At 67.4% G+C, this 25,361-nt stretch carries 25 protein-coding genes; 4 read left to right on the top strand and 21 right to left on the bottom strand.

Going from position 1 to position 25,361, the window contains the following annotated elements:
* Positions 1-282: 282 nt before the first annotated feature.
* The 6 genes from WS89_RS28870 to WS89_RS28845 form a co-directional block, all read right to left on the bottom strand.
* The gene (locus tag WS89_RS28870) at positions 283-3,498 is read right to left on the bottom strand and encodes an error-prone DNA polymerase (RefSeq protein ID WP_059795498.1); all 3,216 of its coding nucleotides are present in this window, start codon (positions 3,496-3,498) and stop codon (positions 283-285) included.
* Positions 3,499-3,504: 6 nt separating this feature from the next.
* Complete coding sequence (locus WS89_RS28865) at positions 3,505-4,992, bottom strand: Y-family DNA polymerase (RefSeq protein ID WP_059795497.1); 1,488 nt, start codon at positions 4,990-4,992, stop codon at positions 3,505-3,507.
* Entirely contained in the window at positions 4,925-5,632 is a 708-nt protein-coding gene (gene imuA / locus WS89_RS28860) for a translesion DNA synthesis-associated protein ImuA (protein ID WP_059795541.1), read from the bottom strand. The genes WS89_RS28865 and imuA overlap by 68 nt, the downstream gene beginning before the upstream one ends.
* 337 nt (positions 5,633-5,969) lie before the next feature.
* Entirely contained in the window at positions 5,970-6,764 is a 795-nt protein-coding gene (locus WS89_RS28855) for an ABC transporter ATP-binding protein (RefSeq protein ID WP_059795495.1), read from the bottom strand.
* A gap of 1 nt (position 6,765) precedes the next feature.
* Positions 6,766-7,662: an ABC transporter permease gene (locus tag WS89_RS28850; RefSeq protein WP_059506601.1), complete on the bottom strand. Its 897-nt coding sequence runs from the start codon at positions 7,660-7,662 to the stop codon at positions 6,766-6,768.
* Between the two features lie 139 nt (positions 7,663-7,801).
* Entirely contained in the window at positions 7,802-8,767 is a 966-nt protein-coding gene (locus WS89_RS28845) for an ABC transporter substrate-binding protein (protein WP_059506599.1), read from the bottom strand.
* 335 nt (positions 8,768-9,102) lie between these two features.
* On the opposite strand from WS89_RS28845, the gene WS89_RS28840 reads away from it, so the two are divergent.
* A complete protein-coding gene (locus WS89_RS28840) occupies positions 9,103-9,411 on the top strand; it encodes a VF_A0006 family four-cysteine protein (protein WP_059506597.1) in 309 nt (102 codons plus the stop codon).
* A gap of 86 nt (positions 9,412-9,497) precedes the next feature.
* Here WS89_RS28840 and WS89_RS28835 read toward each other — a convergent pair whose 3' ends face one another.
* A complete protein-coding gene (locus WS89_RS28835) occupies positions 9,498-10,313 on the bottom strand; it encodes a MetQ/NlpA family ABC transporter substrate-binding protein (protein ID WP_059795494.1) in 816 nt (271 codons plus the stop codon).
* A gap of 210 nt (positions 10,314-10,523) precedes the next feature.
* Complete coding sequence (locus WS89_RS28830; RefSeq protein ID WP_059795492.1) at positions 10,524-12,161, bottom strand: methyl-accepting chemotaxis protein; 1,638 nt, start codon at positions 12,159-12,161, stop codon at positions 10,524-10,526.
* A gap of 240 nt (positions 12,162-12,401) precedes the next feature.
* On the opposite strand from WS89_RS28830, the gene WS89_RS28825 reads away from it, so the two are divergent.
* On the top strand, positions 12,402-12,692 hold the full coding sequence (locus WS89_RS28825) for a YciI family protein (RefSeq protein WP_059506591.1): 291 nt from the start codon (positions 12,402-12,404) through the stop codon (positions 12,690-12,692).
* Positions 12,693-12,831: 139 nt separating this feature from the next.
* Here the strand turns inward: WS89_RS28825 and WS89_RS28820 are convergent, their stop codons facing one another.
* From WS89_RS28820 to WS89_RS28800, 5 genes are read right to left on the bottom strand one after another with little or no spacing between them, the layout of a single operon-like run.
* Entirely contained in the window at positions 12,832-13,449 is a 618-nt protein-coding gene (locus WS89_RS28820; protein ID WP_059506588.1) for an SCO family protein, read from the bottom strand.
* 18 nt (positions 13,450-13,467) lie between these two features.
* A complete protein-coding gene (cyoE, locus tag WS89_RS28815; RefSeq protein WP_059506586.1) occupies positions 13,468-14,370 on the bottom strand; it encodes a heme o synthase in 903 nt (300 codons plus the stop codon).
* Between the two features lie 8 nt (positions 14,371-14,378).
* Positions 14,379-15,491 carry a COX15/CtaA family protein gene (locus tag WS89_RS28810; protein WP_059795491.1) on the bottom strand — a complete coding sequence of 371 codons (1,113 nt, stop codon included), beginning with the start codon at positions 15,489-15,491 and terminating at the stop codon, positions 14,379-14,381.
* 25 nt (positions 15,492-15,516) lie between these two features.
* Positions 15,517-16,143, bottom strand: coding sequence for an SCO family protein (locus tag WS89_RS28805; RefSeq protein WP_059795489.1), 627 nt, complete (start codon positions 16,141-16,143; stop codon positions 15,517-15,519).
* Between the two features lie 60 nt (positions 16,144-16,203).
* Entirely contained in the window at positions 16,204-16,914 is a 711-nt protein-coding gene (locus WS89_RS28800) for an SURF1 family protein (RefSeq protein WP_034208450.1), read from the bottom strand.
* Positions 16,915-16,998: 84 nt separating this feature from the next.
* On the opposite strand from WS89_RS28800, the gene WS89_RS28795 reads away from it, so the two are divergent.
* The gene (locus WS89_RS28795; RefSeq protein ID WP_006752055.1) at positions 16,999-17,208 is read left to right on the top strand and encodes a twin transmembrane helix small protein; all 210 of its coding nucleotides are present in this window, start codon (positions 16,999-17,001) and stop codon (positions 17,206-17,208) included.
* 182 nt (positions 17,209-17,390) lie between these two features.
* On the opposite strand, the gene WS89_RS28790 is transcribed toward WS89_RS28795, so the two are convergent.
* The 8 genes from WS89_RS28790 to WS89_RS28760 all read right to left on the bottom strand — a co-directional run bounded on the left by WS89_RS28790 (position 17,391) and on the right by WS89_RS28760 (position 24,481).
* Positions 17,391-18,248: a cytochrome c oxidase subunit 3 gene (locus WS89_RS28790; protein WP_034208451.1), complete on the bottom strand. Its 858-nt coding sequence runs from the start codon at positions 18,246-18,248 to the stop codon at positions 17,391-17,393.
* Positions 18,249-18,407: 159 nt separating this feature from the next.
* A complete protein-coding gene (locus WS89_RS28785; protein ID WP_027785505.1) occupies positions 18,408-18,608 on the bottom strand; it encodes a DUF2970 domain-containing protein in 201 nt (66 codons plus the stop codon).
* A 16-nt stretch (positions 18,609-18,624) separates the two neighbouring features.
* Positions 18,625-19,233 (bottom strand): cytochrome c oxidase assembly protein, encoded by a 609-nt coding sequence (locus WS89_RS28780; RefSeq protein WP_012329268.1) that lies wholly within the window; start codon positions 19,231-19,233, stop codon positions 18,625-18,627.
* A gap of 35 nt (positions 19,234-19,268) precedes the next feature.
* Positions 19,269-19,409: a cytochrome oxidase small assembly protein gene (locus WS89_RS34365; protein ID WP_006486385.1), complete on the bottom strand. Its 141-nt coding sequence runs from the start codon at positions 19,407-19,409 to the stop codon at positions 19,269-19,271.
* Positions 19,410-19,501: 92 nt separating this feature from the next.
* Positions 19,502-21,109 carry a cytochrome c oxidase subunit I gene (gene ctaD / locus WS89_RS28775; protein WP_006477731.1) on the bottom strand — a complete coding sequence of 536 codons (1,608 nt, stop codon included), beginning with the start codon at positions 21,107-21,109 and terminating at the stop codon, positions 19,502-19,504.
* Between the two features lie 43 nt (positions 21,110-21,152).
* Positions 21,153-22,739 carry a cytochrome c oxidase subunit II gene (coxB, locus tag WS89_RS28770; RefSeq protein ID WP_059506579.1) on the bottom strand — a complete coding sequence of 529 codons (1,587 nt, stop codon included), beginning with the start codon at positions 22,737-22,739 and terminating at the stop codon, positions 21,153-21,155.
* Between the two features lie 56 nt (positions 22,740-22,795).
* Positions 22,796-23,320: a DUF2244 domain-containing protein gene (locus WS89_RS28765; RefSeq protein WP_052100358.1), complete on the bottom strand. Its 525-nt coding sequence runs from the start codon at positions 23,318-23,320 to the stop codon at positions 22,796-22,798.
* Positions 23,321-23,515: 195 nt separating this feature from the next.
* Entirely contained in the window at positions 23,516-24,481 is a 966-nt protein-coding gene (locus WS89_RS28760; protein WP_059506577.1) for a methyltransferase domain-containing protein, read from the bottom strand.
* 81 nt (positions 24,482-24,562) lie between these two features.
* Here WS89_RS28760 and WS89_RS28755 point away from each other — a divergent pair, with 81 nt between their 5' ends.
* Complete coding sequence (locus WS89_RS28755; RefSeq protein WP_059795488.1) at positions 24,563-25,360, top strand: ComF family protein; 798 nt, start codon at positions 24,563-24,565, stop codon at positions 25,358-25,360.
* Position 25,361 lies beyond the last annotated feature (1 nt).

Below are 25,361 nucleotides of genomic sequence, written 5' to 3'. Positions count from 1 at the left end.
CAACGAACTGGTATTAGCACCGCGAAAATCGCCGAAAGCCTTGCACGGCAAGCGTTTTAGCGCCGGAAAAGCCTTTGTTTACAACGCGGCGCAGGATAGGGATTTACCCGGGGTGGTATGCAAGGGGACAGTTACCGGGTGGGATTCAGGCGTGTTTCGAGAGTGGATATGAGACCGGAATAGAACCAATTGAGCCAACTGGTATGCATCGTGGCGATGTGCCGCCGGGCCGGCGGTTCGCGTCAGGGGAGTCGTTCGGGGGCCGTGGGCGGCGGCGGAATGTCAGTGGAATTCGCGGCTCGACGTGCGCAGGCCGCCGAGCAGCGGCGTCAGATCCTCGAAATGCTGCGCGACGAGGTGTCTTACATCGCTCACGACCTGCCACACGCCGGACGCCGCAAGCAGTTTCGAATCGAGTGTTTCGCGACGCTGCCGCGCGAGCAGTTCGGGCCGGACGATCACGTTCACGCAGCCCGTTTCGTCTTCGAGCGTCATGAACATCACGCCTTTCGCGGTGCCCGGCATCTGCCGCGCGGTCACGAGCCCGCACGCGCGGGCGAGCCGGCCGTCGGGGCGATCGCGCAGTTCGGCCGCGGACGACAGCCGCCGCGCGCGCAGCGCCGGCCGCAGCAACGCGACGGGGTGGCGGTTCAGCGTGAGGCCGGTGGTGTCGTAATCGGCGAGGATCTCGTCGGCTTCGGACGGCGCGCCGAGCGCGGGCTTGTCCGGTTCGTCGATCGGCGCGGCGGCGAGCAGGTCGCGCTCCGGCGCCGCGGCGACCGCTTGCCATAGCGCATCGCGGCGATGGCCGGCGAGCGTCGCGAGAGCGTTCGCGGCGGCGAGCGCTTCGAGGTCGCGCCGTTCGAGCTGCGCGCGGCGGGCGAGTTCGTCGACGCTCATGAACGGGCCCACTACGCGCGCGGCTTCGATGCGGCGCGCGGCGGCTTCGCCGAAGCCGCTCACGAGCGACAGGCCAAGCCGCACGGCCGGCTGGCCGTGTGGCGGCGGCTGGCCGGGCAGCGCTTCGAGCGATGCCTCCCAACCGCTTTGCGTCACGTCGATCGGCAGGACCTGCACGCCGTGGCGCTTTGCGTCCTGCACGAGTTGCGACGGCGGATAGAAACCCATCGGCTGGCTGTTCAGCAGCGCGGCGAGGAAGATCGCCGGTTCGTGGCATTTGAGCCAACTGCTCGCATAAGCCAGTTTCGCGAAACTGGCCGCGTGGCTCTCGGGGAAGCCGTATTCGCCGAAGCCCTTGATCTGCTCGAAGATCTGTTCGGCGAATTCGCGCGTGTAGCCGCGGGCCAGCATGCCGTCGACGATCTTGTCGTGGTAAGGGCCAAGATCGCCCCGGCGCTTCCACGCGGCCATCGCACGACGCAGCTTGTCGGCTTCGCCGGGTGTAAAGCCGGCCGCGACGATCGCGATCTGCATCACCTGTTCCTGAAAGATCGGGATGCCGAGCGTGCGTTCGAGCACTTCCTTCAGCGCGTCGCTCGGATAGGTGATCTTCCCTTTCTCCTCCCCCGCCTTGATCCTGCGCCGCTTCAGATACGGATGCACGGCGCCGCCCTGGATCGGCCCGGGGCGCACGATCGAAACCTCGATCACCAGATCGTAATAGTCGCGCGGCCGCAGCCGCGGCAGCATCGACATCTGCGCGCGCGATTCGATCTGGAACACGCCGACCGTATCGGCGCGGCAGATCATGTCGTAGGTCGCTTCGTCGTCCTGCGGAATGTGCTTCAGCGTGAACGGCTTGCCGTCCTTCGCCGGGCCGCGCCACGCGGTGCGCAGGTCGAACGCGCGATGCAACGCCGACAGCATGCCGAGCGCGAGCACGTCGACCTTCATCAGCCCGAGTGCTTCGAGATCGTCCTTGTCCCACTGGATCACGCGCCGCCCGTCCATCGCCGCGTTCTCGACCGGCACGAGCCGCGTGAGCTTGCCGCGGCTGATCACGAAGCCGCCCGAGTGCTGCGACAGATGACGCGGAAAGTTGAGCAGGCGCCCCGCCAGTTCGGCCCATGCGCGAATGATCGGCGTCGCCGGATCGAGCCCGACCGACGCGAATTGCTGCAGCAGATCGCGGCTGCCGTCGAACCAGCGATGCCCCTTCGCGACACGGTCGACCAGCATCGGATCGACGCCGAGCGCCTTGCCGGTTTCGCGCAGCACGCCGCGCGGACGATACGTCGAGACGGCGGCCGCGAGCGCCGCGCGGTCGTGTCCGTATTTCTGGTAGATGTGCTGAATCACTTCTTCCCGACGCTGATGCTCGAAGTCGACGTCGATATCCGGCGGCTCGCCGCGCTCCACGCTGATGAAGCGCTCGAACAGCATCGTGCTTTGATCCGGATTGACTTCGGTGATGCCGAGGCAATAACAGACCACCGAGTTCGCGGCCGACCCGCGCCCTTGGCACAAGATGTTCCGGCTGCGCGCGTATTTGACGATGTCGTAGACGGTCAGGAAGAACGGTTCGTACTCCAGCTTTGCGATCAGGGCAAGCTCATATCGAATCTGCTTCGCCACTTTCGCCGGCACACCATTCCAATAGCGTCGAGCGACACCTGCCCACGTCTCCTGCTTCAGGTAACTGGTCGGTGTGTGACCGCGCGGCACGAGTTCGAGTGGATATTCATACTTCAGATCGTCGAGTTCGAAATCGCATGCATCGAGAATCGCACACGTCTCCGCGATCTCCGCCGACGAAAACAGCTTCGCGATCCGCCCGCGCGAACGCAGATGCTGTTCCGCGTTCGGTGCGAGCGCATGGCCGCATTCCGACACCGGCATCCCGACGCGGATCGCCGTCATCACGTCCTGCAGCGGCTTGCACGAGCGCCGGTGCATCGTCACGTCGCCCAGCGCGACGACGCGCACGCCGCGTCGCTCGCCGGCCTCGCGAATCTCGTCGCGCTGCACACCATCCAGCGCGCGCTGCAATTGCACGAGCCCGAGCCGCGCCCGCTCACCGAACGTCGCGCGGAACCACGCGACCTGCGCATCGAGCACATTCGCGCGAACGGGATACACCGGCACGAGAATCGCGAAGCAATCGGGCATGCCGCGCAAGTGGGCGAACGCCGCCGGCGGCGCCGACAGCATGCGCGGCGTCAGCGTGTACGTCCCCTTCGGCGCCGCCATCCGCCGCCACGAAATCAGCTCGGCAAGATTGCCGTACCCCTCGCGGTTCTGCGCGAGCAGCACGAGCCCGAACGAACCGGGGCCCGGATCGTGGCCGGGCGCGACGTCATCCGGTGTCACCTCGAAGTACGAACCGACGATCAGCGGCAGCCCGGCCGCCTTCGCCGCGACATGCATGCGCGGCGCACCCGCGAGCGAGCATTCGTCGGTGATCGCAATCCCGCGATAGCCGAGTTCCGCCGCACGCTCGACCAGTTCTTCCGCATGCGACGCGCCATGCAGGAACGAAAAGTTCGAGCGGCAGAACAACTCCGCGTAATCGGGCAGCCCGCTGAAATCCGCAACCATCTTCGTTCACCCGAACAGGCCGTGCAGGAACCAGTGCGGTTCGGACTCGCTTCCAGCTCGCTCCCTGAACACCCAATAGCACGCACCGGCTTCGTCCTGCGCGACGTGGTAATCGCGTGCAGCGAGCTGACCGTCGAACCACCCGGCCTCGATCCGCTCCGGCGACGACATCATCCGCAGCGGTGTATGAAATACCGGCCGCTCGCCGCGCATCAGCAACGGCAGCGGTTCGGCGAGCAGCCACGCGGGACGCGGCGGCACGGCCGGCGGCCCGCCGGCCGGCTTGCCCGCCTGCGCATCGAGCGGCAGCCAGCGGTTCGCCACCTCGGGCCGGTAATCGGCGACGGGCGCCGCGCGCAATACGTTCTCCGCGCCGAGCCGGGCGACCAGCAGTTCGAACAACCGCTCGCGGGTTTCCCGCGTCCCGCCCGGCTCGGGAAAGAGATCGTCGGCCGGCGGCGCGACCGATTCGACGCGCGTGGCCTTCAGGCGCACCGCGATCACCGCGGCCGGCAACTCGACGCGTGCGAGCCGCTCGCCGAGCAGCCGCATGAAATGCGCGTCGTCGCGCACGGGTGCGGCAAACGCGAGCTCGAGCGGCGTCGGCGGCACGGCCTGACGGCCGCGCTCGTGCTCGAGCTCGAACGTCATCGCGGCCAACGACAATTGCCGCGCGGCCAGCCAGCCGCACAGCTGCACGACGAGCCGCCGCGCGGCGAACAGCACGGCTTCCGCGTATTCGACGCGCTCCGGCAATTCGAGCCGCACGTCGAACACGGGCGGCACCGCCATCCACGCGAGCGGCTCGACCGCTTCGCCGTACGCACGATCGAGCGCGGCCAGCAGCGCGGGACCGCAGCGCCGCTGCAGCCCCGCGCGCGGCAGGCGGCGCAGATCGGCGAGCGTGCGGCAGCCGAGGCCGTCGAACCAGCCCGCATACGGACGCGCATCGGGCAGCAGCACACAGGGCAGCCGGTCGAGCGTGCGGACGAGCGAGGCCTGGCGCGCGACGCGGCGCCGGATGCGCGCTCGCGCCGACGTGCGTGCGAGCAGCCACGCGCCGCGCCCGGTCGGCGCGGCGGACAGGCGCGCCGCATAGCCGAGCGCCGCGAGCGTCGCGCGCACCTGGCGGCACAGCGACGGCAAGCCGCCGAACAGGCGCAGGCTCGGACCGACGTCGACGATCAGCGTGGCTTCGTCGTCGAACGCAACGCACGGCGAAAAGCGCAGCAACGCGAGCGCGACCGCGCGCAGCGCATCGGCTTCGCGGGCGGGATCGCGTTCGACGAGCTGCGTGTCGGGCGCAAGCGTGAGCACGCCGCCGCGCTTCATGCCCGCACGCACGCCCTGCCGGCGCGCGGCCGCATCGGCAATCAGCACGACACCCTGCTCGAGCACCGCACTGCCGGCCTCGCCGGCGGCTGCGTCAGACGGCGGCGGGACGCACACGTCGAGCGGCAGGCGCGGCAGATGGATGCCGAGCAAGACGCGCATAGCGGCTCTCCACGATGGGCGACGGCAAATCGAGCACGAGCGGCTCGCTACGCGCAGGCCCGCGACGCTTGACGATGTCGAGCGACACGCCGCCCGGCACCGGATACAGCGCGACGCGCAGCACGGCCGGCGACGGCTGCCGCGCGGCCGACATCGGGCGCAGCATCACGAACAGCGTGTCGCCCGTGCGCGCGGCCGCGAGATGCAGGCGCCGCAGCGCATCGGGCCGCGCGTCCTGCCAGAGCAGCAGTGCGCCGCAACAGCCGGTCTTGAGCGCCTGCTCGGCGGCCCACAGCGCATCGGTGCGACTGCCGGCGCGCAGCCACAGCAGCGTGTCGGCCGGCACGCCGAGACTGGCGAGCGCGGTGGCATGCGGCGACTGCGGCGGCGCGACGAGCGCGAGCGGCCGCCGGGTGCTGACGCTGCGGGCAAGCGCGGGCGCGAGCAACCGCATCTCGCCGCAACCCGGCTGCGCGGCCAGCAGTTCGACGAGGCCGCCGACCGGCCAACCGCCGCCCGGCAGCTCGGCGGACAGCGCCGCGAAGCCCGTATCGATCGTGCGCAGACCGCCGCGCGCAAGCTGCGAGCCGCGCCACAGCGACGGATGAAGGGTTTCGGGGGACAGGGATGACGCGGACATCATGCGGCTCGATGCTGTATGGATATACAGTATAGAGGATCGTGCCGGGCGCTGTCAGGTCTCAACAAAAAGGGACATGCAGATCGTCGGAAGGCCCGGGAGGGCCGGAACGCACGCGTCCGCCGCTGCGAAATCGAAGGTCGTGCCGACGCGACGGAACGGCCGTATTCCGCATACGAAAACGGACCGCTCGACCGACGCCAAACCTGCGCGCCGGCCGGGCGGCCCGAACAGCCGTCCGGTCGATCAGCCCGGATCAGCCTGAATCAGCCGGGATCCGGCGAAAGCAGCCGGGAACACCCGAGAGACCAGCCAAAACAGCCGAAAGCAGCCCCAATCACCCCAGCAACAACGCGTCGTCGTCGAGCTGCTCGTGCCGCACCTTCTCGAACATCTGCAGCAGGTCCGGCACGTCGAGTCCCTTGCGCTGGTCGCCCGACACGTCGAGCACGACCTGCCCCTGGTGCAGCATTACCGTGCGATCGCCGTAGTCGAGCGCCTGACGCATGCTGTGCGTGACCATCATCGTCGTCAGCTTGCTCTCGGCGACGATGCGCGCGGTCAGCTCCAGCACGAACGCGGCCGTCTTCGGGTCGAGCGCGGCCGTGTGCTCGTCGAGCAGCAGGATGCGCGACGGCCGCAGCGACGCCATCAGCAGGCTCACGGCCTGCCGCTGCCCGCCCGACAGCAGCCCGATCCGGTCGGTCAGCCGGTTTTCCAGCCCGAGGTTCAGGAGCCGCAGCTTGTCGCGGAACAGCTCGCGCGACGGGCGATCGAGCGCGGCCCGGAAACCGCGCCGCACGCCGCGCGCCATCGCGAGCGCCATGTTCTCCTCGATCGTCAGCGCCTCGCAGGTGCCGGCCATCGGATCCTGGAACACGCGCGCGACGAGGTGCGCGCGGTCCCACGCGGCCTTGCGCGTCACATCCGCGCCGTCGATCGCGATGCGCCCCGCATCGACGCGCTGATCGCCGCTGACCGCATTGAGGAAGGTCGACTTGCCGGCGCCGTTCGAGCCGATCACCGCGACGAACTGGCCGTCGGGAATCTCGAGCGACAGCCCGCGCAGCGCGCGCGTCTCGATCGGCGTGCCGGGATTGAACGTGAGTTTCAGGTCTTGTGCAGACAGCATGTCATGCCCCTCCGTTCTTGCGCGCGAACAGCTTCTTGCGCGTCGCCGGCAGCACCAGCGCAATCGTGACGAGTGCGGCCGTCACGAGGTTCAGGTCCTGCGCCTTCAGACCGATGAATTCGCTGTTCAGCGCGAGCGCGATGAAGAAGCGGTAGACGATCGCGCCGAGCACGACGGCGAGCGTCGTCAGCACCAGCCGGCGTGCGGGCAGCAGCGTCTCGCCGATGATCACCGCGGCCAGCCCGATCACGATCGTGCCGATCCCCATCGAGATGTCCGAGCCACCCTGCGTCTGCGCGAACAGGGCGCCCGCGAGCGCGACGAGCGCGTTCGACAGCGCCATGCCGGCGAGTGTCGCGCGACCGGTCGCGATGCCTTGCGCACGCGCCATTCGCGGATTCGCGCCGGTCGCGCGCATCGCGAGGCCGAGCTGCGACGAGAAGAACCAGTCGAGGCCGAGCTTCGCGACCACGACGACGATCGCGAGCAGCGCCGGGCGCAGCACGTAATCGGGCATCCAGTCGGGCTGCAGCACGGTGAACAGCGTCGGCTCGGTGATCAGCGGCACGTTCGGCCGGCCCATGATCCGCAGGTTCACCGAGTAGAGCGCGATCATCATCAGGATGCTGGCGAGCAGATCCATGATCTTCAGGCGCACGTTCAGCCAGCCGGTGACGAAGCCGGCCAGCGCGCCCGCGACGATCGCGAGCGCGGTCGCGGAAAACGGGTCGTAGCCGGCCGAGATCAGCGTCGCGGCGACGGCGCCGCCGAGCGGAAAGCTGCCGTCGACGGTGAGGTCGGGGAAGTTGAGGATGCGAAACGAGATCAGCACCCCGAGGGCGACGAGGCTGAAGATCAGGCCGATCTCCAGTGCGCCCAGAAACGAGAACAGAGACATGATGGGAAAATCCTGTTGCTTCCCGGCCGGACGTGTACGGCCGGGCGAAGCGAACGGGCGGCCCGGGTGGGAGCCGCCCGTCCGGCGATGTCGTCGCGGCCCGGATCGGGCCGGCAAGCGCGGCGGTCGGGCCGCGGGCTTACTTGATGACCGTCTTCGCTTCCTTCACGAGATCCGGCGCCAGCGTGACGCCCTGCTTCGCGGCCGCGCCCGTATTGACGAACAGTTCGAGGTTGCTGCTCGTCTCCGACGCGATCGCGCCCGGCTTCTCGCCCTTCAGGATGCGCGCGACGACCTTGCCGGTCTGCCGGCCCAGATCGCCGTAATTGATGCCGAGCGCCGCGATGCCGCCGCGCTTCACGCTGTCGGTGTCGCCCGCGACGAGCGGAATCTTCGCTTCGTTCGCGACCTTCACCAGCGCTTCGTACGCGGACACGACGTTGTTGTCGGTGTTCGTGTAGATCACGTCGACCTTGCCGATCAGGCTCTTCGCGGCCGGGCCGATGTCGACGGTGCGCGGTGCGGCCGCTTCCTTCAGCGCCATTCCCTGCTTCGCGAGGAGCTCCTTGAGCTCCTTCACGACGACGACCGAATTCGCCTCGCCCGGGTTGTAGACCATGCCGACCGTCTTCGCATTCGGCACGACGCGCTTGATCAGCGCGACCTGGCGGTCGAGCGGCAGCTTGTCGGATACGCCCGTCACGTTGGTGCCCGACGGCCCCCAGCCCTTCACGAGCTGCGCGGCGACCGGGTCGGTCACGCCCGAGTAGACGACCGGCACGCTCTTCGTCGCCGCGACGACCGACTGCGCGGCCGGTGTCGCGATCGCGACGATCACGTCGGGCTTGTCGCCGACGAACTTGCGTGCGATCTGCGCGGCCGTGCCCGTGTTGCCCTGCGCGCTCTGGTATTCCCACTTGAGCTTGTCGTCGCCGTAACCTTGCGCCTTCAGTTCGGCGCGCACGCCGTCGCGGATCGCATCGAGCGCCGGATGGTCGACGATCGACAGCACCTTGACCGTCTGCGCGTGCGCGGCGCCGGCCAGCGCGAGTGCTGCGACGCCGGCCGTGATCGAACGGATCGCGAAAGTCTTGAAACGATTCATGGGTGAGTCTCCCCCGTATTGTGTCGGTTCTGGATGATGGATTCCCGCCGCCGTCGGGCGGGCGTCCGCCGCACGTGCGAGACGCGGGCGATCGGCCCGCGCACGCTCCGGGAAAGCGTGCGGCGGCGAACGCACGAGGATACCATTTCCGCAGACCACCGCCTGACTCCGCGCTTTCGCGCGAGCGGCCGATGCGCGGCGCCGCCGCGCCCCCATGAAATGCCTGGAAAGCCCGGCTGGCGGCGCTCCGCGCCGGTCCCGGCGCAACGCGCCAGCCGCGCTCGCGGCTTTACGTTATGCTGTCCGCCGACCCGATCCACACCATCGGAGGGGACATGAAACGAACGATTCGTGCGATCGCCTTCGCGGCCGTCGCGCAGGCGCTGCCGGGCGCGGCATTCGCGCTGACCGACGGCAGCGCGCAATATGACGACTGCATGCTCAATGCGCTGCGCGAAAGCCGCAACGGCGCCGCCGCGCAGTTGATCCAGCGCTCGTGCGACGCGCTGTACCGCAACAACGCGATGCTGCTGCCGCGCGAGCGGCGCGTTCACGAGTGCATCGTGCAGTCGCTGCCCGGCGTGCGCGACAACTACGCGATCCAGCAGATCATGGCGATCTGCTCGCGGCGCGGCGAGATGTAGGGTCGGCGCGCGCCTGCCGCACCAATGAACAAAGGGCCTGCGCGAGCAGGCCCTTTTCGTTCAGCGGTCCGACCGGTGAGCGGCGTTCAGAACGACGCGACCATCGAGCCCTTGAACTGCTTCTTGATGAATTCCTTCACTTCCGGCGACTGGTACGCCTTGACCAGCTTCTTCACCCACGGCTGATCCTTGTCCTTCGCGCGCACGGCGATCAGGTTCGCGTACGGGCTCGTCAGCGATTCGAGCGCGATCGCGTCCTTGGTCGGCTGCAGGTTCGCGGCCAGCGCGTAGTTCGTGTTGATCACGGCCGCGTCGACGTCCGACAGCACGCGCGGCAGTTGCGCGGCGTCGAGTTCGGAGATCTTCAGCTTCTTCGGGTTCTCGGCGATGTCGAGCACCGTCGCGTTGTTGCCGCCCGTGCCGGCGCCCGATTTCAGCTTGATCACGCCTTGCGTCTGCAGCAGCAGCAGCGCGCGGTTTTCGTTCGACGGATCGTTCGGCACCGCGAGCTTCGCGCCCTGCGGCAGATCCTTCAGCGACTTGAACTTCTTCGAGTACACGCCGATCGGCGAGATGTAGGTCAGGCCCGCGCTGACGATCTTGTAGCCGCGCTGCTTCACCTGGCTGTCGAGGTAGGGCTGGTGCTGGAAGCTGTTCGCATCGAGGTCGCCCGAATCGAGCGCCGCGTTCGGCTGCACGTAGTCGTTGAACTCGACGACCTTCACGTTCAGGCCTTCCTTCTCTTTCGCGACCTTCTGCACGACTTGCCACACTTCCGAATCCGGGCCGGCGACCGTGCCGACCTTGATCACCTTGTCTTCGGCGTGCGCGCCTGCCGACAGCGTCAGCGCGGCACCGGTGGCCAGCACGGAAAATACCTTCAGGAGACTGCGACGCTTCATCTGTTTCTCGCTTTCTTGCTTACTTGAAATGGGGCGCGATACGGGTATGCCCCGACTCGCAGGAAGGGCCAAATGGTGTCACAGGATCGGCGGGAAGTGAAATACATCCCGCTCATATGGGTATGCACCCGCGCCGTGCCGGCGGCCGACGCACGACTCGGCCGTTAGTTGCAGTTTTTCTCGACGCATCGGTCCATCGGCCGACACGCGTCACGCCGCCACCGTCTCGTCGGCAACCTTCGCGCCGAAGGCCGGTTCGGCCGCCCGCGCACCGGCCCCGCGCGGCGACGGGCCGCCGGCATCGCCGACCCGGAACGCGCCGACCGCATCGCGCAGCCGCGCGGCCTGTTCCTGCAGCGACGCGGCCGCCGCGGCGGCTTCCTCGACCAGCGCCGCGTTCTGCTGGGTCACCTGGTCCATCTGCGTGACCGCGCGCCCGACCTGCGTGATGCCGCTCGCCTGCTCCTCGGATGCCGCCGCGATCTCGCCCATGATGTCGGTCACGCGCGCGACCGCCTGCAGGATCTCGCCCATCGTCGTACCGGCCTGGCCGACCAGCGTCGAGCCGTTGCGCACGCGCTCGACCGAATCGACGATCAGCGCGCGGATCTCCTTCGCGGCCGTCGCGCTGCGCTGCGCGAGCGAGCGCACCTCGCCTGCGACCACCGCGAAGCCGCGGCCCTGCTCGCCCGCGCGCGCAGCCTCGACCGCCGCGTTCAGCGCGAGGATGTTGGTCTGGAATGCGATGCCCTCGATCACGCCGATGATGTCGGCGATCTTGCGCGAGCTGTCGTCGATCTCGCCCATCGTGCCGATCACGCGGTTCACGACGTCGCTGCCCGTGCGCGCGATGTCCGACGCGTTGTTCGCGAGCCCGCTCGCCTGCCGCGCGTTGTCGGCATTCTGCTTCACCGTCGCGGTCAGTTGCTCCATGCTTGCGGCCGTTTCCTCGAGCGACGCGGCCTGCTCCTCGGTACGCTGCGACAGGTCGTCGTTGCCGGCCGAGATCTGGCGGCTCGCCGACGCGATCGCTTCGGCCGACTGGCGAATCCCGCCAATCGTCGCCTGCAGCCGCGCCTGCATGTCGTGCATCGCGGCCATCATGCTCGTGCGGTCGCCCGCGCGCACCGGCACCGGCTGCGTCAGGTCGCCCTGCGCGATGCGCGTCGCGAGCGCGGCCGCTTCGTCAGGCTCGCCGCCGAGGCTGCCGCGCACGTTGCGGATGATCACCAGCATCGCCGCGCTGATCACGAGGCCGATCACGAACACCACGGCCAGATGGCCGAGCAGCGTCCGGTAGTAGACGGTGTCGATGTCCTTGAGGAACACGCCGCTCGAGATGTTCCAGTCCCACGGCGCGAACCGCGTGACGTAGCTGATCTTCGGTACGGCCGTCTCGCTGTGCGGCAGCCGCCCGCGATATTCGGCGAAACCGCTGCCGGTCGCCTTCGCCGCGTTCAGGATCGTCACGAACAGCGGCTTGCCGTCCGGATCGAGATAGTCGCCGACCTGCGTGTCGACGAGCTTCGGCAGCGTCGGATGCATCAGCACGACCGGCTTCGAATCCATCACGAACACGTAGCCCGAATCGCCGTAGCGCATCGCGGCGAGGCGCGCGAGCGCGTCGCGCTTCGCGTCGGCCTCGGGCAGCGCGCCGTTCTGCGCGAGCGTGTAATAGGCCTTCACGATGCCCGCCGCCGAGTCGACGAGATTCGCGATGCCGGCCTTGCGTTCGGCGAGCATCGTCGCGCGGGTCTCGTAGGCGCTCCATGCGCCGACGCCCAGGAGACCGATCCATACCAGCGCAAGCGCGAGCCACAGCTTGCGATTCAAACTCATTCTGCTCATCTGCGTGCCTCTGTCGATGTCGATGCATCCGGCGCGCGAACGGCCTGCCGCGCGCAAACGGTTGCCCTTTCATTTACGGCAACGAGGCTTGCATCTTGAATACGCGCGGCCGCGGCGAACCGGCGATCGACGGGCACGGCGCCCGTCGCGAGGCCGCGCCGGCGCGACAGACCGCGTCCGCTGTGCTAAAAAGACCGGCCGGCCGGCGCGCGAAGCGCCGGCATCATTCCAGGGCCATCCATGTACGTCATCGACATCCACTACACCGCGTCGCTCGAGCGCATCGACGACGCGCTCGAACGCCACCGCGCGTACCTGCAGCCGCAGTTCGACAAGGGCATCTTCATCGCGGCGGGGCCGAAGGTGCCGCGCGAAGGCGGCATGATCCTCGCGGCCCGCATCGATCGCGACGCGCTCGACGCGATCCTCGAGACCGACCCGTTCGTCACCGAGGGACTCGCCACGTATCGCGTGACGGAATTCCGGGTCACGCGCGCCGCCTCCGGCTTCAACGTGCCGGCGCTGCCGTAACGCGACTTCCGCGCAACGCGCGCATGCCGACGCGCCGCCCGGCGGACAGCGCATGCGCGCCACGATGAGAAAGGGAAAGCGCGACGACGCAGGACGGCCGTCACGCGAAACGCCGGGCCGGGCGCCCGGCGGCCGCCGGTCAGTCGACCAGCAGCTTCAGGTCGTGGACCCACGGAGCCGGGCCCTGGCCGTCGCGCACGAACAGGCGCAGCTTGCCGTCGCGGTCGAACACGTAGCTCGCGGCCGTGTGATCCATCGTGTAGCTGCCGGGCGTCTTGCCGGGCACCTTCGCGTAGTACACGCGGAAATCCTTCGTGACCTTCTTGAGCTGCGCTTCGTCGGCCGGCCGCAGGCCGATGAACGACGGATCGAACGCGGGCACGTACTGGCCGAGCAGCGCCGGCGTGTCGCGCTCCGGATCGACGGTGACGAACAGCACCTGCACGCGTTTCGCGGCATCCGGCCCGAGCTGCTTCAGCGCTTCGGACAATTCGGCCATCGTGGTCGGGCACACGTCCGGGCAATGCGTATAGCCGAAGAACATCACGACCGCACGGCCCTTGAAGTCGGCGAGCGTGCGGATCTTGCCGGTCGTATCGGGCAGCGAGAAGTCGCTGCCGAACTGCGTGTTGCCGGTGATGTCGAGATTCTGGAATTTCGGCGCGTTGTCGCATCCGGCGAGCAGCAGCGCTGCCGTGAATGCGCACGCGAGCATCCAGCCTTGGCGCGCGCGGCGCCCGAACCGTGATTGGAGCATTGCGTTCAAACCGTGCGGTTACACGCCGAGCAGCGGGCGTGCATAGTGATCGACGAGCAGCGCCGCGAACAGCAGCGACAGATAGACGATCGAGTAGCGGAAGGCCTTGCGGGCGAGCTCGTCCGAATAGTCGCGATGGATCTTCCACGCATACGCGAGAAACACCGCGCCGAGCAGCACCGCGCTCGTCAGGTAGACGGCCCCGCTCATCCCGGAAATGAACGGCATCAGCGCGACCGCGAACAGGATCACCGTATACAGCAGGATGTGCAGGCGCGTGAACTTCTCGCCGTGCGTGACGGGCAGCATCGGCAGCCCGGCGTTCTCGTAATCCTTGCGGCGATAGAGCGCGAGCACCCAGAAATGCGGCGGCGTCCAGACGAAGATGATCAGCACGAGGATCCACGCGTCGCCCGGCACCGCGCCGGTGACCGCCGCCCAGCCAAGCGCCGGCGGCATCGCGCCCGACGCGCCGCCGATCACGATGTTCTGCGGCGTCATCGGCTTGAGCAGCAGCGTGTAGATCACCGCGTAGCCGACGAACGTCGCGATCGTCAGCCACATCGTCAGCGGGTTCGTGAACGTATAGAGCGTCCATGCGCCGACGCTGCCGAGCACGGCCGAGAACAGCAGGATCTGCGGCGTCGTGATCTCGCCGCGCGCGGACGGGCGCCACGCGGTGCGGCGCATCATCGCGTCGATCTTCTGCTCGACGAGGCAGTTGATCGCGAACGCGGCGCCGGCCAGCAGCCAGATGCCGACGGTGCCGCCGATCAGCACATGCCACGGCACCATGCCCGGTGTCGCGAGGAACATGCCGATCACCGCGCAGAACACCGCGAGCTGCGTGACACGCGGCTTCGTCAGCGCCATGTACTGGGAAAAGCGGCTACCGGGCGATTGGGAGAGGGTGCTTTGCATGGGGGCGGTCACGCCGGGGCGGCGTCGCGCGCAGGCTGCGCGACACGGCCGGGGCGGCTTGAAAGGATGCGAAAGTTTAACATGACGACGAGCAGCAACAGGATCGCGGCCCCGCCGTTGTGCGCGACCGCGACCGGCAGCGGCCACTGCAGCACGATGTTGGTCAGGCCCGTCACGAACTGCAGCAGGACGACCAGCAGCACGCCGTTCGCGGGCCGCCGCAGCGATTCGAAGCGGCGCATCTTCAGCGCGAACGCGACCAGATAAGCGACCACGACGAACGCGAACGTGCGGTGCGTCCAGTGGATCGAGACCAGCGCGTCCTGCGTGATCGCGTCGCCGTCCTTCGTCATCCCGAGCGCGCGCCACAGGTGAAAGCCGTGCTGGAAATCCATCGGCGGAATCCACTGGCCGTTGCAGGTCGGGAAGTCGGTGCACGCGAGCACCGCGTAGTTGGTGCTGACCCAGCCGCCGAGCGCGATCTGCACGACCAGCAGCACGAGCGCCGCGAGCGCGGCCGCCCGGTAACGCCCGGCCTCCGGGTCATGCGACGGCAGCGGCGTCTGCCGCGCCGCGAGCCAGCCCAGCGTGCCGAGCAGCGTGAGGCCGAGCAGCAGGTGGATCGTGACGATCACCGGCTGCAGCTTCATCGTGACCGTCCATGCGCCGAACGCGCCCTGCACGAGGATCAGCAGCAGCAGGCTCGTCGGCCACCACGGCGACACGTGCAGCGGGCGGCGGCGCAGCCGCGCGGCCCACGCGATCGCCACCTGCGCGATGATCAGCACGCCGATCGCCATCGCGAAATAGCGGTGGATCATCTCGATCCACGCCTTCGTCATGCTGACCGGCCCGGTCGGCATCGCCTGGTGCGCGACCGTGATCGCCGCATGCGCGATGAACGGCGACGACGTGCCGTAGCAGCCGGGCCAGTCGGGGCAGCCGAGCCCCGAATCGGTCAGCCGCGTGAAGCCGCCGAACATCACGAGGTCGAGGGTCAGGAACGTGGTGATCCACACGAGCTTGCGGAACTTGTCGTCGTCGGCCTTCACCCACACGTACGACAGCGGCAGCAGTGCGATGCACAGGCCGATCAGGCCGAGTTGCAGTAGATACGACATCGGAATGGTGCCTCGTCCTCTTGCCTCAACCGATACTCGACCACTTCAGCAGCTTCGTCACGTCCGACTTGATCTTGCTGGGATTCGGGTCTTTCGGGAAACGCATCATCAGGTTGCCGTTCGGGTCGACCATGTAGATGTGGTCGCTGGCCTTCGTGCCGGCATCGGCCGGCAGCCACGCGGCCACCGCGGCCGGATCCGCGACGAGCCGGCGCGTGTCCGGATACGCGTCCAGCACCTTTTGCGGCGTCGCGCCCGCATCGCTGCGCAGCCATACCATCGTGATCCGGTGCCGTTCGCCCGCCTGCGTGACGCGGATCTGGCGCATGAAATAGAGCTTGCGCGCGCAGGCGTCGTCGCACGCGCTGCGGTCGGTCATCACGAACAGCCAGACACCGCGCAGCGACGACAGCGGCACCGTCTTGCCGGTTTCGTCGGTGACCTGCAGATCCGCCGGGATCGGGCGCTGCGGCTCGATCAGCGTGCCGTAATTCGTCGATCCACCCTTCGGCTTGATCACGTAATAGGTGAAGTACGACGCGATCATCGGTGCGGCGCACACGAGACCCAGCAGCACGAGCATCCAGCGGCCGCGCTTGCGGGCCGCGGGCGACATCGGCGCTGCGGCCGGACCTTGACGGGAAGATTGCATGGACAAATCAGACCTCTCGAAACGAACCCGCGGCGCCGGCGCCGCGTCCTGGCATGACGCTCACGCGCCGGTCGACTTCTTCGCCGCACGCCGCGCGGCGTACAGGCCGAAGCCGAGCGCGGCCGCCGCCATCGCCCACCACTGAAACATATAACCGTAATTGCGCTCGACGCCGGTCGTCGCCGCCGGCCAGTCGCGCACGAGCTTGTCGCCGTCGTCGCTCGTCTGCTGGATCACGAACGGCTGCAACGGCAGCCCGGTTTCCTTCGCATACGCGGCGACGTCGAGGTTCTGGCGGATCTTCTGGTGCGCGGCCGACCCGCCTTCGCCGAGCTCGAACGCGCGCGACGCATCGGCGCGCGCGATGCCGACGATCTCGACCTCGCCCGCCGGCGTCGCGAACGGCTCGATCGCCGTGCGATCGGCGATGTTGCGCGGCAACCAGCCGCGATTCACGAGCACGACGCCGCCGCCCGTGAGTTTAAACGGCATCACGACGTAAAAACCCGGCTGGTCGTTATACGGCCGATTGTCGAGGAACACCGCTTGCTCGGGCATGAAACGGCCTTTCGCCCGCACGCGATGAAACTCGATCGACGCGAGCGGAACCGGCTGCGCGCCGAGATCGACCGGCGCCGCCTGCTCGTAGCGCGCGATGCTCGCCTGCAGCGCCTCCTTCTGGTGCGCACGGTCGCGTTGCCAGAAACCGAGACGGATCGTGACGGCGACGACGACGAGGATCAGCAGCGCAGGCAGCCAGCGAATCTTCATCGTGCGGCCCGCCCGGCACGTGCGCGAAAGCGAAGTGCGATAATTATCCTCTTCCTTTCGAATTGCCGTCGTCCGGTTCGTGTCATGCACATACTCGTTCCCATCGCCTTCGTCCTCATCATTGCCAGCATGGGCTCGGCGCTCTACTTCATGATGCACGACCGCGGCCATACGAAGCGCATGGTCTGGTCGCTCGCCACCCGCGTCGGGTTGTCGGTGTCGCTGTTCCTGTTCATCCTGTTCGCGAACTGGATGGGCTGGATCCATTCGACCGGCCTGCCGATCGGACGTTGATGCCGTTGCCGCGCCGGCTGCCGCGACCGCTGTGACATTTCGCCGCACGGCCGCGCCACCAAGCAAAAGCGCCGCCTGACTGAGTCGCGGCGGCGCCGGGGCGGTGTCGGCCGCGGCTTCGCCGCCGCGCCCGCACACCAATGAAAACGGCCCGCGCATCACTGCGCGGGCCGTTTTTCCATTTACAGCCAGTAGACGACGACGTACAGGCCGAGCCAGACGACGTCGACGAAGTGCCAGTACCACGCGGCGCCTTCGAACGCGAAGTGATGATCGGGCTTGAAGTGGCCGCGGATCATCCGCACCAGCACCACCGCGAGCATCGTGCCGCCGAGGAACACGTGGAAGCCGTGGAAGCCGGTCAGCAGGAAGAACGTCGAACCGTACACGCCCGAGTTCAGCGTCAGGTTCAGTTCGTTGTACGCGTGGTAGTACTCGAAGCCCTGCAGGAACAGGAAGCAGATCCCGAACACGAGCGTCGCGGCCAGCCACGCAATCGCCTTCTTGCGATGATCGTCGCGCAGCGCGTGGTGCGAGATCGTCAGCGTCACGCCTGACGACAGCAGGAGCGCGGTGTTCAGCGTCGGGATCGGCCACGGGCCCATCGTCTTGAAGTGACCGGCGAGCGCGGCGGGGCCTTCGTTCGGCCACACGGCGGAGAAGTCCGGCCAGATCAGCTTGTAGTCGAGGCTGCCGAGCTGGTGCAGCGCGATTTCACGCGCATAGAACAGCGCACCGAAGAACGCGCCGAAGAACATGACTTCCGAGAAGATGAACCAGCTCATGCTCCAGCGGTACGACTTGTCGACGTTCTTGCCGTAATGACCGCCTTCCGATTCGGCGATCGCGTCGCCGAACCAGTGATACAGCGTGAAGAGCAACCACAGCAGGCCGAGCAGCGCCGTAAACGGCGCCCAGTCGTGACCGTTGATCCACAGCGCTACCGACCCGAGCATGACCAGCAGGCCGATGGCCGCGCTGATCGGATGCTGCGACGGATGCGGCACGAAATAGTACGGGGTCTGGTTTTGACCGCTCATGCTTGATTCTCCACTTCAGTCCAATTTGTGTACCGGAAACGCTCCGGCTTTATTTCTTGCGCGGCGAGACTGCCGCCGCTCTTTCCTGCACGCCGCGCCGTGGCGCCGCGCACTGCATTCTTTCGTGGCCGCGGGCCGCCCAGCCGCGCGCCGCTCGCCTCAGCCCACGACGGCACGCACGATCAGGATCAGCACGCCGATGAACACGCCGGCCGCGATCAACGCGACGATCAGCACGTGCAGCGGATTGAGCTGCGTCGCATCGGCCTCCAGGTCGCGCCGCTTGCGCACCCCGAAGAACGACCACAGCACCGCTCTCAGCGCCTGACCGAACGTTCCGCTCCGCTTGACCTCCGTCATCGCCCCGCCTCCGTCTTCATGCGTCCGGCTTCGCCGCACCCTGCGCCGCCGTACTGCGCTGCGCCGGGGCCGGCGTGGCCGGTGTATTCAGTTCGAAGAACGTGTACGACAGCGTGATCGTCTTTACGTCCTTCGGCAATTTCGGGTCGATCACGAACACCACCGGCATCTTGCGCGACTCGTTCGCGGTCAGCGTCTGCTGCGTGAAGCAAAAGCACTCGATCTTCTTGAAGAACTCCGTCGCCTGCTTCGGCGCGTAGCTCGGAATCGCCTGCGCGACGACCGGCCGGCCCTGCCCGTTCGTCACGTCGTACACGATCGTCGTCAGTTCGCCCGGATGCACGTCGAGACTGTTGTGCTCCGGCTTGAACCCGAGCGGCCCGCGTGCGTTCGCGTCGAACTCGACCGACACCGTGCGGCTATAGTCGACCTGCGAGTTCTTCACCTCGCGCTCGCTGACATCGCGCTGCACCAGGTTGTTGATGCCGGTGATCTGGCAGATCGCCCGATACATCGGGATCAGCGCGAAGCCGAAACCGAACATCAGCCCGGCCACGACGAAGAGCTTCACCAGCATCGAACGATTGAACGCACGATCCACGGCGCCCTCTTCCGGCTTCGACATACGACGACTTCCTCGCTACTGCGTCAATTACTGCATCAGTGGGTGGACAGCCACCACTGCTTGATCACGACACCCACGAAAAAAACGGCGGCGATGACGAGCAGGGTGAGGCCGAGCCGCTTGTTGCCCGCGCGGATCTGCTCGGGCGTTCGTCTTTCTTGTGGATTCCGGGTCATCTGCAACTTCGCTGAAACTTCGCTGATCCATCGATTCGGCGCCCGCCGCTGCCTGCCTGTGCGGCAGGCAGCGGCGGAACGCCGGGTGACACTTACTCGACGTGCGGCGGTTGCTCGAACGTGTGGAAGGGAGCCGGGCTCGGCACCGTCCACTCGAGGCCGGTCGCGCCGTCCCACGGCTTGTCCGACGCCTTTTCCAGCTCGCCGCCGCCGCGGTAGGCCGGCAGAGCGACCGCGAACAGGAAGTACACCTGCGCGAGGCCGAAGCCGAATGCGCCGATCGTCGCCACCTGGTTGAAGTCCGTGAACTGCGCCGGGTAGTCCGCATAGCGGCGCGGCATGCCCGCGAGACCGACGAAGTGCATCGGGAAGAACGTCAGGTTGAAGAAGATCATCGACGCCCAGAAGTGGATCTTGCCGCGCGTCTCGTTGTACATCCAGCCCGTCCACTTCGGCGCCCAGTAGTACCAGCCCGAGAACAGCGCGAACAGCGAGCCGGCCACCAGCACGTAGTGGAAGTGCGCGACCACGAAGTAGGTGCCGTGATACTGGATGTCGAGCGGCGCCATCGCGAGCATCAGGCCCGTCAGGCCGCCGAACGTGAACACGAACAGGAAGCCGATCGCGAACAGCATCGGCGTTTCGAACGTCATCGAGCCGCGCCACATCGTCGCGAGCCAGTTGAACACCTTCACGCCCGTCGGCACCGCGATCAGCATCGTCGCGTACATGAAGAACAGCTGGCCGGTGACCGGCATGCCCGTGGCGAACATGTGGTGCGCCCAGACCATGAACGACAGGATCGCGATCGACGCCGTCGCGTACACCATCGAGCTGTAGCCGAACAGCGTCTTGCGCGCGAACGCCGGGATCACCTGCGACACGATCCCGAACGCCGGCAGAATCATGATGTACACCTCGGGGTGGCCGAAGAACCAGAAGATGTGCTGGTACATCACCGGGTCGCCGCCGCCTGCCGCGTTGAAGAACGACGTGCCGAAGTGGCGGTCGAACAGCACCATCGTGATCGCGCCTGCCAGAACCGGCATCACGGCGATCAGCAGGTACGCGGTGATCAGCCACGTCCACGCGAACATCGGCATCTTCATCAGCGTCATGCCCGGTGCGCGCATGTTCAGGATCGTCACGACGATGTTGATCCCGCCCATGATCGACGACGCGCCCATGATGTGGACCGCGAAGATCGCGAAGTCCATGCCCGGGCCCATCTGCGTCGACAGCGGTGCGTACAGCGTCCAGCCGGCGGCCGTCGCGCCGCCCGGCGCGAAGAACGAACCGACCAGCAGCACGGCCGCGACCGGCAGCAGCCAGAAGCTGAAGTTGTTCATCCGCGCGAACGCCATGTCGGATGCGCCGATCTGCAGCGGAATCATCCAGTTCGCGAAGCCGACGAAGGCCGGCATGATCGCGCCGAACACCATGATCAGGCCGTGCATCGTCGTGAGTTCGTTGAAGAACTCCGGACGCATGATCTGCAGGCCCGGCTCGAACAGCTCGGCACGGATGCCGAGCGCCATCACGCCGCCCGACAGGAACATGATGAACGAGAACAACAGGTACAGCGTACCGATGTCCTTGTGGTTGGTGGCGAACAGCCAGCGACGCCAGCCGTGCGGGGCTTCGTGCGCGTGGTCGTCGTGCGCGTGGTCCGCGGCTACGTCGTGCCCGATGCTAGACATGAGAATCTCCTAATGCGAATACGTCGACTAACTCAGCGACACGTCAAGCCGCCGGGCCGATCTCGACACGCCGGGCTTCCTTCGCGTCAGCCCCGCCCGTGATCGTTTCCGGCTTTTTGAGAATGATGTGGTCTTCCGCCACGCCTGCTGCCTTCAGCGCATCGCGCACGGCCTGGGCCCGATGCTTCGCCAGTTCGGCGTTCGCGTCGGCCGAGCCGGTCTTGTCGGTGAAGCCCGACAGCGCGAGCTTCGCGTCCGGATGCGCCTTCGCATAGTCGACCGCGGCGGCGATTGCCGCCTTTGCGTCGGCCGGCAGCACGCTCTTGCCCGTCTCGAAGTAGATCGTCGACAGTGCGGCCGATGCCGCTGCCGCCGGCTGCTCGGCGGCCGACGCGGCTTGCGCCGGTGCCGAAGCCGCTTCTGCCGGTGCCGCGCCCGCCGTGTCTTCCGGCATCTTGCCGTTGCGTGCGTCGGCCACTTGCTTCGGCTGCAGCAGGTCGTTCTTGTGGTTGCCCCACGAGTTGCGTTCGTACGTGACGACCGAAGCGATGTCGAGGTCCGACAGCGATGCCCACGACGGCATCGCGCCCTTGCCGTGCAGCACGCGCTCGACGTGGGCCGCGATCGGGCCGTTCACGATCGGGCTGCCGTCCATCGCCGGGAACGCGCCGAGGCCCTTGCCGTTCACCTGGTGGCAGGCCGCGCAGTTCGCCTTGTAGACTTCCTCGCCGTGCGCGACGAGTTCGGCCATCGTGTAGACCTTGTTCGGATCGACCGCCGCGCTGGCGAGCTTCGCCTTCTGCGCGGTGACCCACTTCGCGTAGTCGTCGTCCGACAGGACTTCGACCACGACCGGCATGTACGCGTGTTCCTTGCCGCACAACTCGGTACAGAAACCGCGGAACGTCCCGACCTTGTCGGCCTTGAACCACGTATCGCGCACGAAGCCGGGGATCGCATCCTGCTTCACGCCGAATGCGGGCACGTACCACGAGTGGACGACGTCGTTCGCGGTCGTGATGATGCGGATCTTCTTGTTGACCGGCACGACGAGCGGATTGTCGACTTCCTGCAGATAGGTGTCGGTGATCGGCTTCTTGCCCATCACTTCGTCGCGCGGGGTGGTCAGCGTCGACAGGAAACCGATGCCCTCGCCCGGGCCCTTCACGTAGTCGTAGCCCCACTTCCACTGGTAGCCGGTGACCTTGATCGTGAGATCGGCGTTCGTCGTGTCCTTCATCGCGACGACGGCCTTCGTCGCCGGCAACGCCATCAGCACGACGATGACGAACGGCACGATCGTCCAGATGATCTCGACGGTCGTGCTTTCATGGAAATTGGCGGCCTTGTGGCCCTTGGATTTGCGGTGCGCGAAGATCGAATAGAACATCACGCCGAACACGCCGACGAAGATCACCGTACACAGGATCAGCATCATCGTGTGGAGATCGTAGAGCTCCTCGGCGATTTTCGTGACCGGCGGCTGAAAGTTGATCTCGTTGACACGGGGGCCGCCCGGGCTATCACCGACCGCCAGGGCCGCACCGGCAAAGAGCAATCCGCTGCATGCCAGCACGCCCGCGAGGGCTCGCTTGATTGTTTTCATAGCATCCTTACCCAAAATTTCCATTCAAACCCTCCCCCGTCGCAAGCCGCCGGCCCGTTCCGGCCGATGGCTGCGCCTCGTCAGCCGCAGCGCCTGAGCGACACGCGCAGTTCGTCGGCGAACTGCGCACGCTTGTACTGCGCGAGATGCTGCCCGATTACGACGGTCTGCCCGCGCGACACCAGCCGAATCGGATCGCGTGGCGTCGCACCCGGCTCGACCCGCACCCAGCGCGGGTTGAATTCGATCTGCGTGAGCCGCTCCGCATCCATCCGCTCGATCACGAGCCGGTGCGGAAACAGCCTGATGCGCTCGTAATCGACCGCATGGCGAGCATAGATCGCAAATGCGACACCCACCGCCAGCAACTCGATGCCGGTGAAGGGCATGACGAGCCAGGCCCCTCTCCACATCAGCAACGCCGCGATCGCCAGCGAGAAGCCCGCGAGCGACGCGTAAAACAGCACGAACTGGCGTGGCGACACCGAACAGTTGCGTTTCATGAGCCAATCTTCGAGGATCGGTTCGCTGTCCGCCGTCTCCGCCAAAACCCTCGCTGCTTCCATCGCCGCCTCACGGGAATGGCATGCGATGCATGCCTGCATCGGACTCGTCGCCCCGTATTGCGGGGACCCCGGGACGACAAGCTGACGCATTATAGGCGGGTTCAATGGCATCCACAAGCAAGCGCCTATCGCCCGCCAAGCCAAGCGCGACAAGCTTTTCGGCCGTTTTAGCCGCCAATTCGACCCCGCTTTGCGCCGCTAATTTCAGACATAACAAAACCCCTCTTTACCGCTTTACCGATTCTTCGGACGCCCCTTGCCGATGTCCTCGATGCGCACGATCCCGTGCCCTTCCGCGGTCGTGCGCGGCACGGCCTTCCACGCGTGGCCGTAGATCACCTCGAAGGTCAGCGGAATGGTGCCGTCCTCGCGCCGGCGCGCGTCCAGCGCGTCGCCGAGCGCCGCGCGAAAGCGCCGCGTCGCGTGCCGCGGCACCGTGCGCTCGAACGGATAGGCGCCCCAGCGGCGCACGTCGGCCAGCAGGGAATCGGCGGATTTGTAGGTGACGGTCAGCACTTCCTGGTCCATCACGGGAATCTCGAAGCCGCTCTCGACGAGCATGTCGCCGAGGTCGTGCATGTCGACGAAATCGATCACACGCGCGGCGGGCGGCGCGATGCCGAGCGCCGCTTCGGCGTCCGCGCAGGCCGCGCGCAGCTCGCGCAGCGTGTCGGGGCCGAGCGTGCTGAACATCAAGAGCCCGTTCACGCGCAGCACGCGCTGCCATTCGGGGAAGACGGTATCGGGACGCGAATGCCAGTGGAGCGCGAGATTCGACCAGATCAGATCGAACGCGCCGCCCGGGAACGGCAGCGCGGCGAAGTCGGCCTGCGCGACGCGCGGGCCGCGCTGGCCCAGCGCCCGGCCGAGCGACGCCGGCAGCCAGCGGCGCCAGGAGGTCTGCTCGACTTCGCGCTGACCGGCCCGCGCGAGCATTGCGCCGGACAGGTCCACGCCGAACACCGGCGCTTCCGGAAAGCGCGCGCGCAGCGCCGGGAGATCGTCGCCCGGGCCGCAGCCCGCATCCAGCACGGCCGCGGGGCTCACCTTGATGTATTCGAGGCGCTCGTTCATCCGCTGCGCGATCTCGCGCGGCAGGAACGCAACCGCATCGAACGTGGCGGCACGGCGGTCGAAGATCCGCCGCAGGCGCCTGGCGTCATTGGCCGGACGGCCGGTTGAAGTCGAAGCTGGGGACATGTCGGGCACACTGGCGAAGAGCCCGAAGTATACTCGCTCGCCTCGCAAGCTTCATTGAGGCGGCATGCCAGGAGTGTTGCGATGGTCCGCGGTTCCGCCGAACGCTCGGTGCGCGTCGTTTTGTCGCATGTCGGAACATGGGTCGCGCGCGTTGCCGCGGTCGCGTTGCCGAACCGGTGCGCGCTATGCGGCAATTTGTCACACATCGTGATTTGCGGCGCCTGCGATGCCGCGTACTGGAATGAAGCGCGGCTGCGCTGCGACGTCTGCGCGCTGCCGCTCGGCGTCGGGCACGCGCGATCGTCCGGCGGCAGTCGCCCCGGCGCCGGCCGCGCGGCCGCGTACCGGTGCGACGCGTGCCGCACCGCGCCGCCGCCGTTCGACGCGACGCTCGCGCTCGCCGATTACCGCGCGCCGCTCGACGGGCTCGCGCGCGGCCTGAAGTTTCATGCGCGGCTCGCGCTCGGCGGCGAATTCGCGGCCCGGCTCGCACGGCTGGTCGACGATACGCGTGATGCGCGCGGCTTCGATCTCGTCGCGCCGGTGCCGCTGTCGCACCGGCGGCTCGTCGCGCGCGGCTACAACCAGGCGTGGGCGATCGCGCGTCCGCTCGCGCGCAGGCTCGGCGTGCGGGCGGAGGCTGCCTTGCTCGCGCGCGTCGCCGACACCGCGCCGCAGTCGCGGCTCGACCGGCACGCACGACGCGACAACGTGATGGCGGCTTTCGCGGTGGCAGGCAGCGTCGCCGGTCGCCACATCGCGCTCGTCGACGACGTGATGACGTCCGGCGCGACGCTCGCGGCGGCCGCGCAGGCGTTGAAGGCGGCGGGCGCCGCGCGCGTGACGAATCTGGTTGCGCTGCGCACCGCCAGGGATTAAT

The organism is Burkholderia sp. MSMB1072 (assembly GCF_001524725.1).
In the GTDB taxonomy this organism is placed as follows: domain Bacteria; phylum Pseudomonadota; class Gammaproteobacteria; order Burkholderiales; family Burkholderiaceae; genus Burkholderia.
This window is presented reverse-complemented; position numbering and strand designations above follow the sequence as displayed.

Excerpts from the sequence above, each read along its gene's own strand:
- ctaD (WP_006477731.1), bottom strand. The coding sequence starts at position 21,109 with ATGTCTAGCATCGGGCACGACGTAGCCGCGGACCACGCGCACGACGAC.
- WS89_RS28780 (WP_012329268.1), bottom strand. The coding sequence starts at position 19,233 with ATGTCGAAGCCGGAAGAGGGCGCCGTGGATCGTGCGTTCAATCGTTCG.
- cyoE (WP_059506586.1), bottom strand. The coding sequence starts at position 14,370 with ATGCAAAGCACCCTCTCCCAATCGCCCGGTAGCCGCTTTTCCCAGTAC.
- WS89_RS28810 (WP_059795491.1), bottom strand. The coding sequence starts at position 15,491 with ATGTCGTATCTACTGCAACTCGGCCTGATCGGCCTGTGCATCGCACTG.
- WS89_RS28870 (WP_059795498.1), bottom strand. The coding sequence starts at position 3,498 with ATGGTTGCGGATTTCAGCGGGCTGCCCGATTACGCGGAGTTGTTCTGC.
- WS89_RS28755 (WP_059795488.1), top strand. The coding sequence starts at position 24,563 with ATGGTCCGCGGTTCCGCCGAACGCTCGGTGCGCGTCGTTTTGTCGCAT.
- WS89_RS28820 (WP_059506588.1), bottom strand. The coding sequence starts at position 13,449 with ATGCTCCAATCACGGTTCGGGCGCCGCGCGCGCCAAGGCTGGATGCTC.
- imuA (WP_059795541.1), bottom strand. The coding sequence starts at position 5,632 with ATGTCCGCGTCATCCCTGTCCCCCGAAACCCTTCATCCGTCGCTGTGG.
- coxB (WP_059506579.1), bottom strand. The coding sequence starts at position 22,739 with ATGGAAATTTTGGGTAAGGATGCTATGAAAACAATCAAGCGAGCCCTC.
- WS89_RS28785 (WP_027785505.1), bottom strand. The coding sequence starts at position 18,608 with ATGACGGAGGTCAAGCGGAGCGGAACGTTCGGTCAGGCGCTGAGAGCG.
- WS89_RS34365 (WP_006486385.1), bottom strand. The coding sequence starts at position 19,409 with ATGACCCGGAATCCACAAGAAAGACGAACGCCCGAGCAGATCCGCGCG.
- WS89_RS28790 (WP_034208451.1), bottom strand. The coding sequence starts at position 18,248 with ATGAGCGGTCAAAACCAGACCCCGTACTATTTCGTGCCGCATCCGTCG.
- WS89_RS28765 (WP_052100358.1), bottom strand. The coding sequence starts at position 23,320 with ATGCAGGCATGCATCGCATGCCATTCCCGTGAGGCGGCGATGGAAGCA.
- WS89_RS28800 (WP_034208450.1), bottom strand. The coding sequence starts at position 16,914 with ATGAAGATTCGCTGGCTGCCTGCGCTGCTGATCCTCGTCGTCGTCGCC.
- WS89_RS28805 (WP_059795489.1), bottom strand. The coding sequence starts at position 16,143 with ATGCAATCTTCCCGTCAAGGTCCGGCCGCAGCGCCGATGTCGCCCGCG.
- WS89_RS28845 (WP_059506599.1), bottom strand. The coding sequence starts at position 8,767 with ATGAATCGTTTCAAGACTTTCGCGATCCGTTCGATCACGGCCGGCGTC.
- WS89_RS28865 (WP_059795497.1), bottom strand. The coding sequence starts at position 4,992 with ATGCGCGTCTTGCTCGGCATCCATCTGCCGCGCCTGCCGCTCGACGTG.
- WS89_RS28760 (WP_059506577.1), bottom strand. The coding sequence starts at position 24,481 with ATGTCCCCAGCTTCGACTTCAACCGGCCGTCCGGCCAATGACGCCAGG.
- WS89_RS28850 (WP_059506601.1), bottom strand. The coding sequence starts at position 7,662 with ATGTCTCTGTTCTCGTTTCTGGGCGCACTGGAGATCGGCCTGATCTTC.
- WS89_RS28855 (WP_059795495.1), bottom strand. The coding sequence starts at position 6,764 with ATGCTGTCTGCACAAGACCTGAAACTCACGTTCAATCCCGGCACGCCG.
- WS89_RS28825 (WP_059506591.1), top strand. The coding sequence starts at position 12,402 with ATGTACGTCATCGACATCCACTACACCGCGTCGCTCGAGCGCATCGAC.
- WS89_RS28835 (WP_059795494.1), bottom strand. The coding sequence starts at position 10,313 with ATGAAGCGTCGCAGTCTCCTGAAGGTATTTTCCGTGCTGGCCACCGGT.
- WS89_RS28830 (WP_059795492.1), bottom strand. The coding sequence starts at position 12,161 with ATGAGCAGAATGAGTTTGAATCGCAAGCTGTGGCTCGCGCTTGCGCTG.
- WS89_RS28840 (WP_059506597.1), top strand. The coding sequence starts at position 9,103 with ATGAAACGAACGATTCGTGCGATCGCCTTCGCGGCCGTCGCGCAGGCG.
- WS89_RS28795 (WP_006752055.1), top strand. The coding sequence starts at position 16,999 with ATGCACATACTCGTTCCCATCGCCTTCGTCCTCATCATTGCCAGCATG.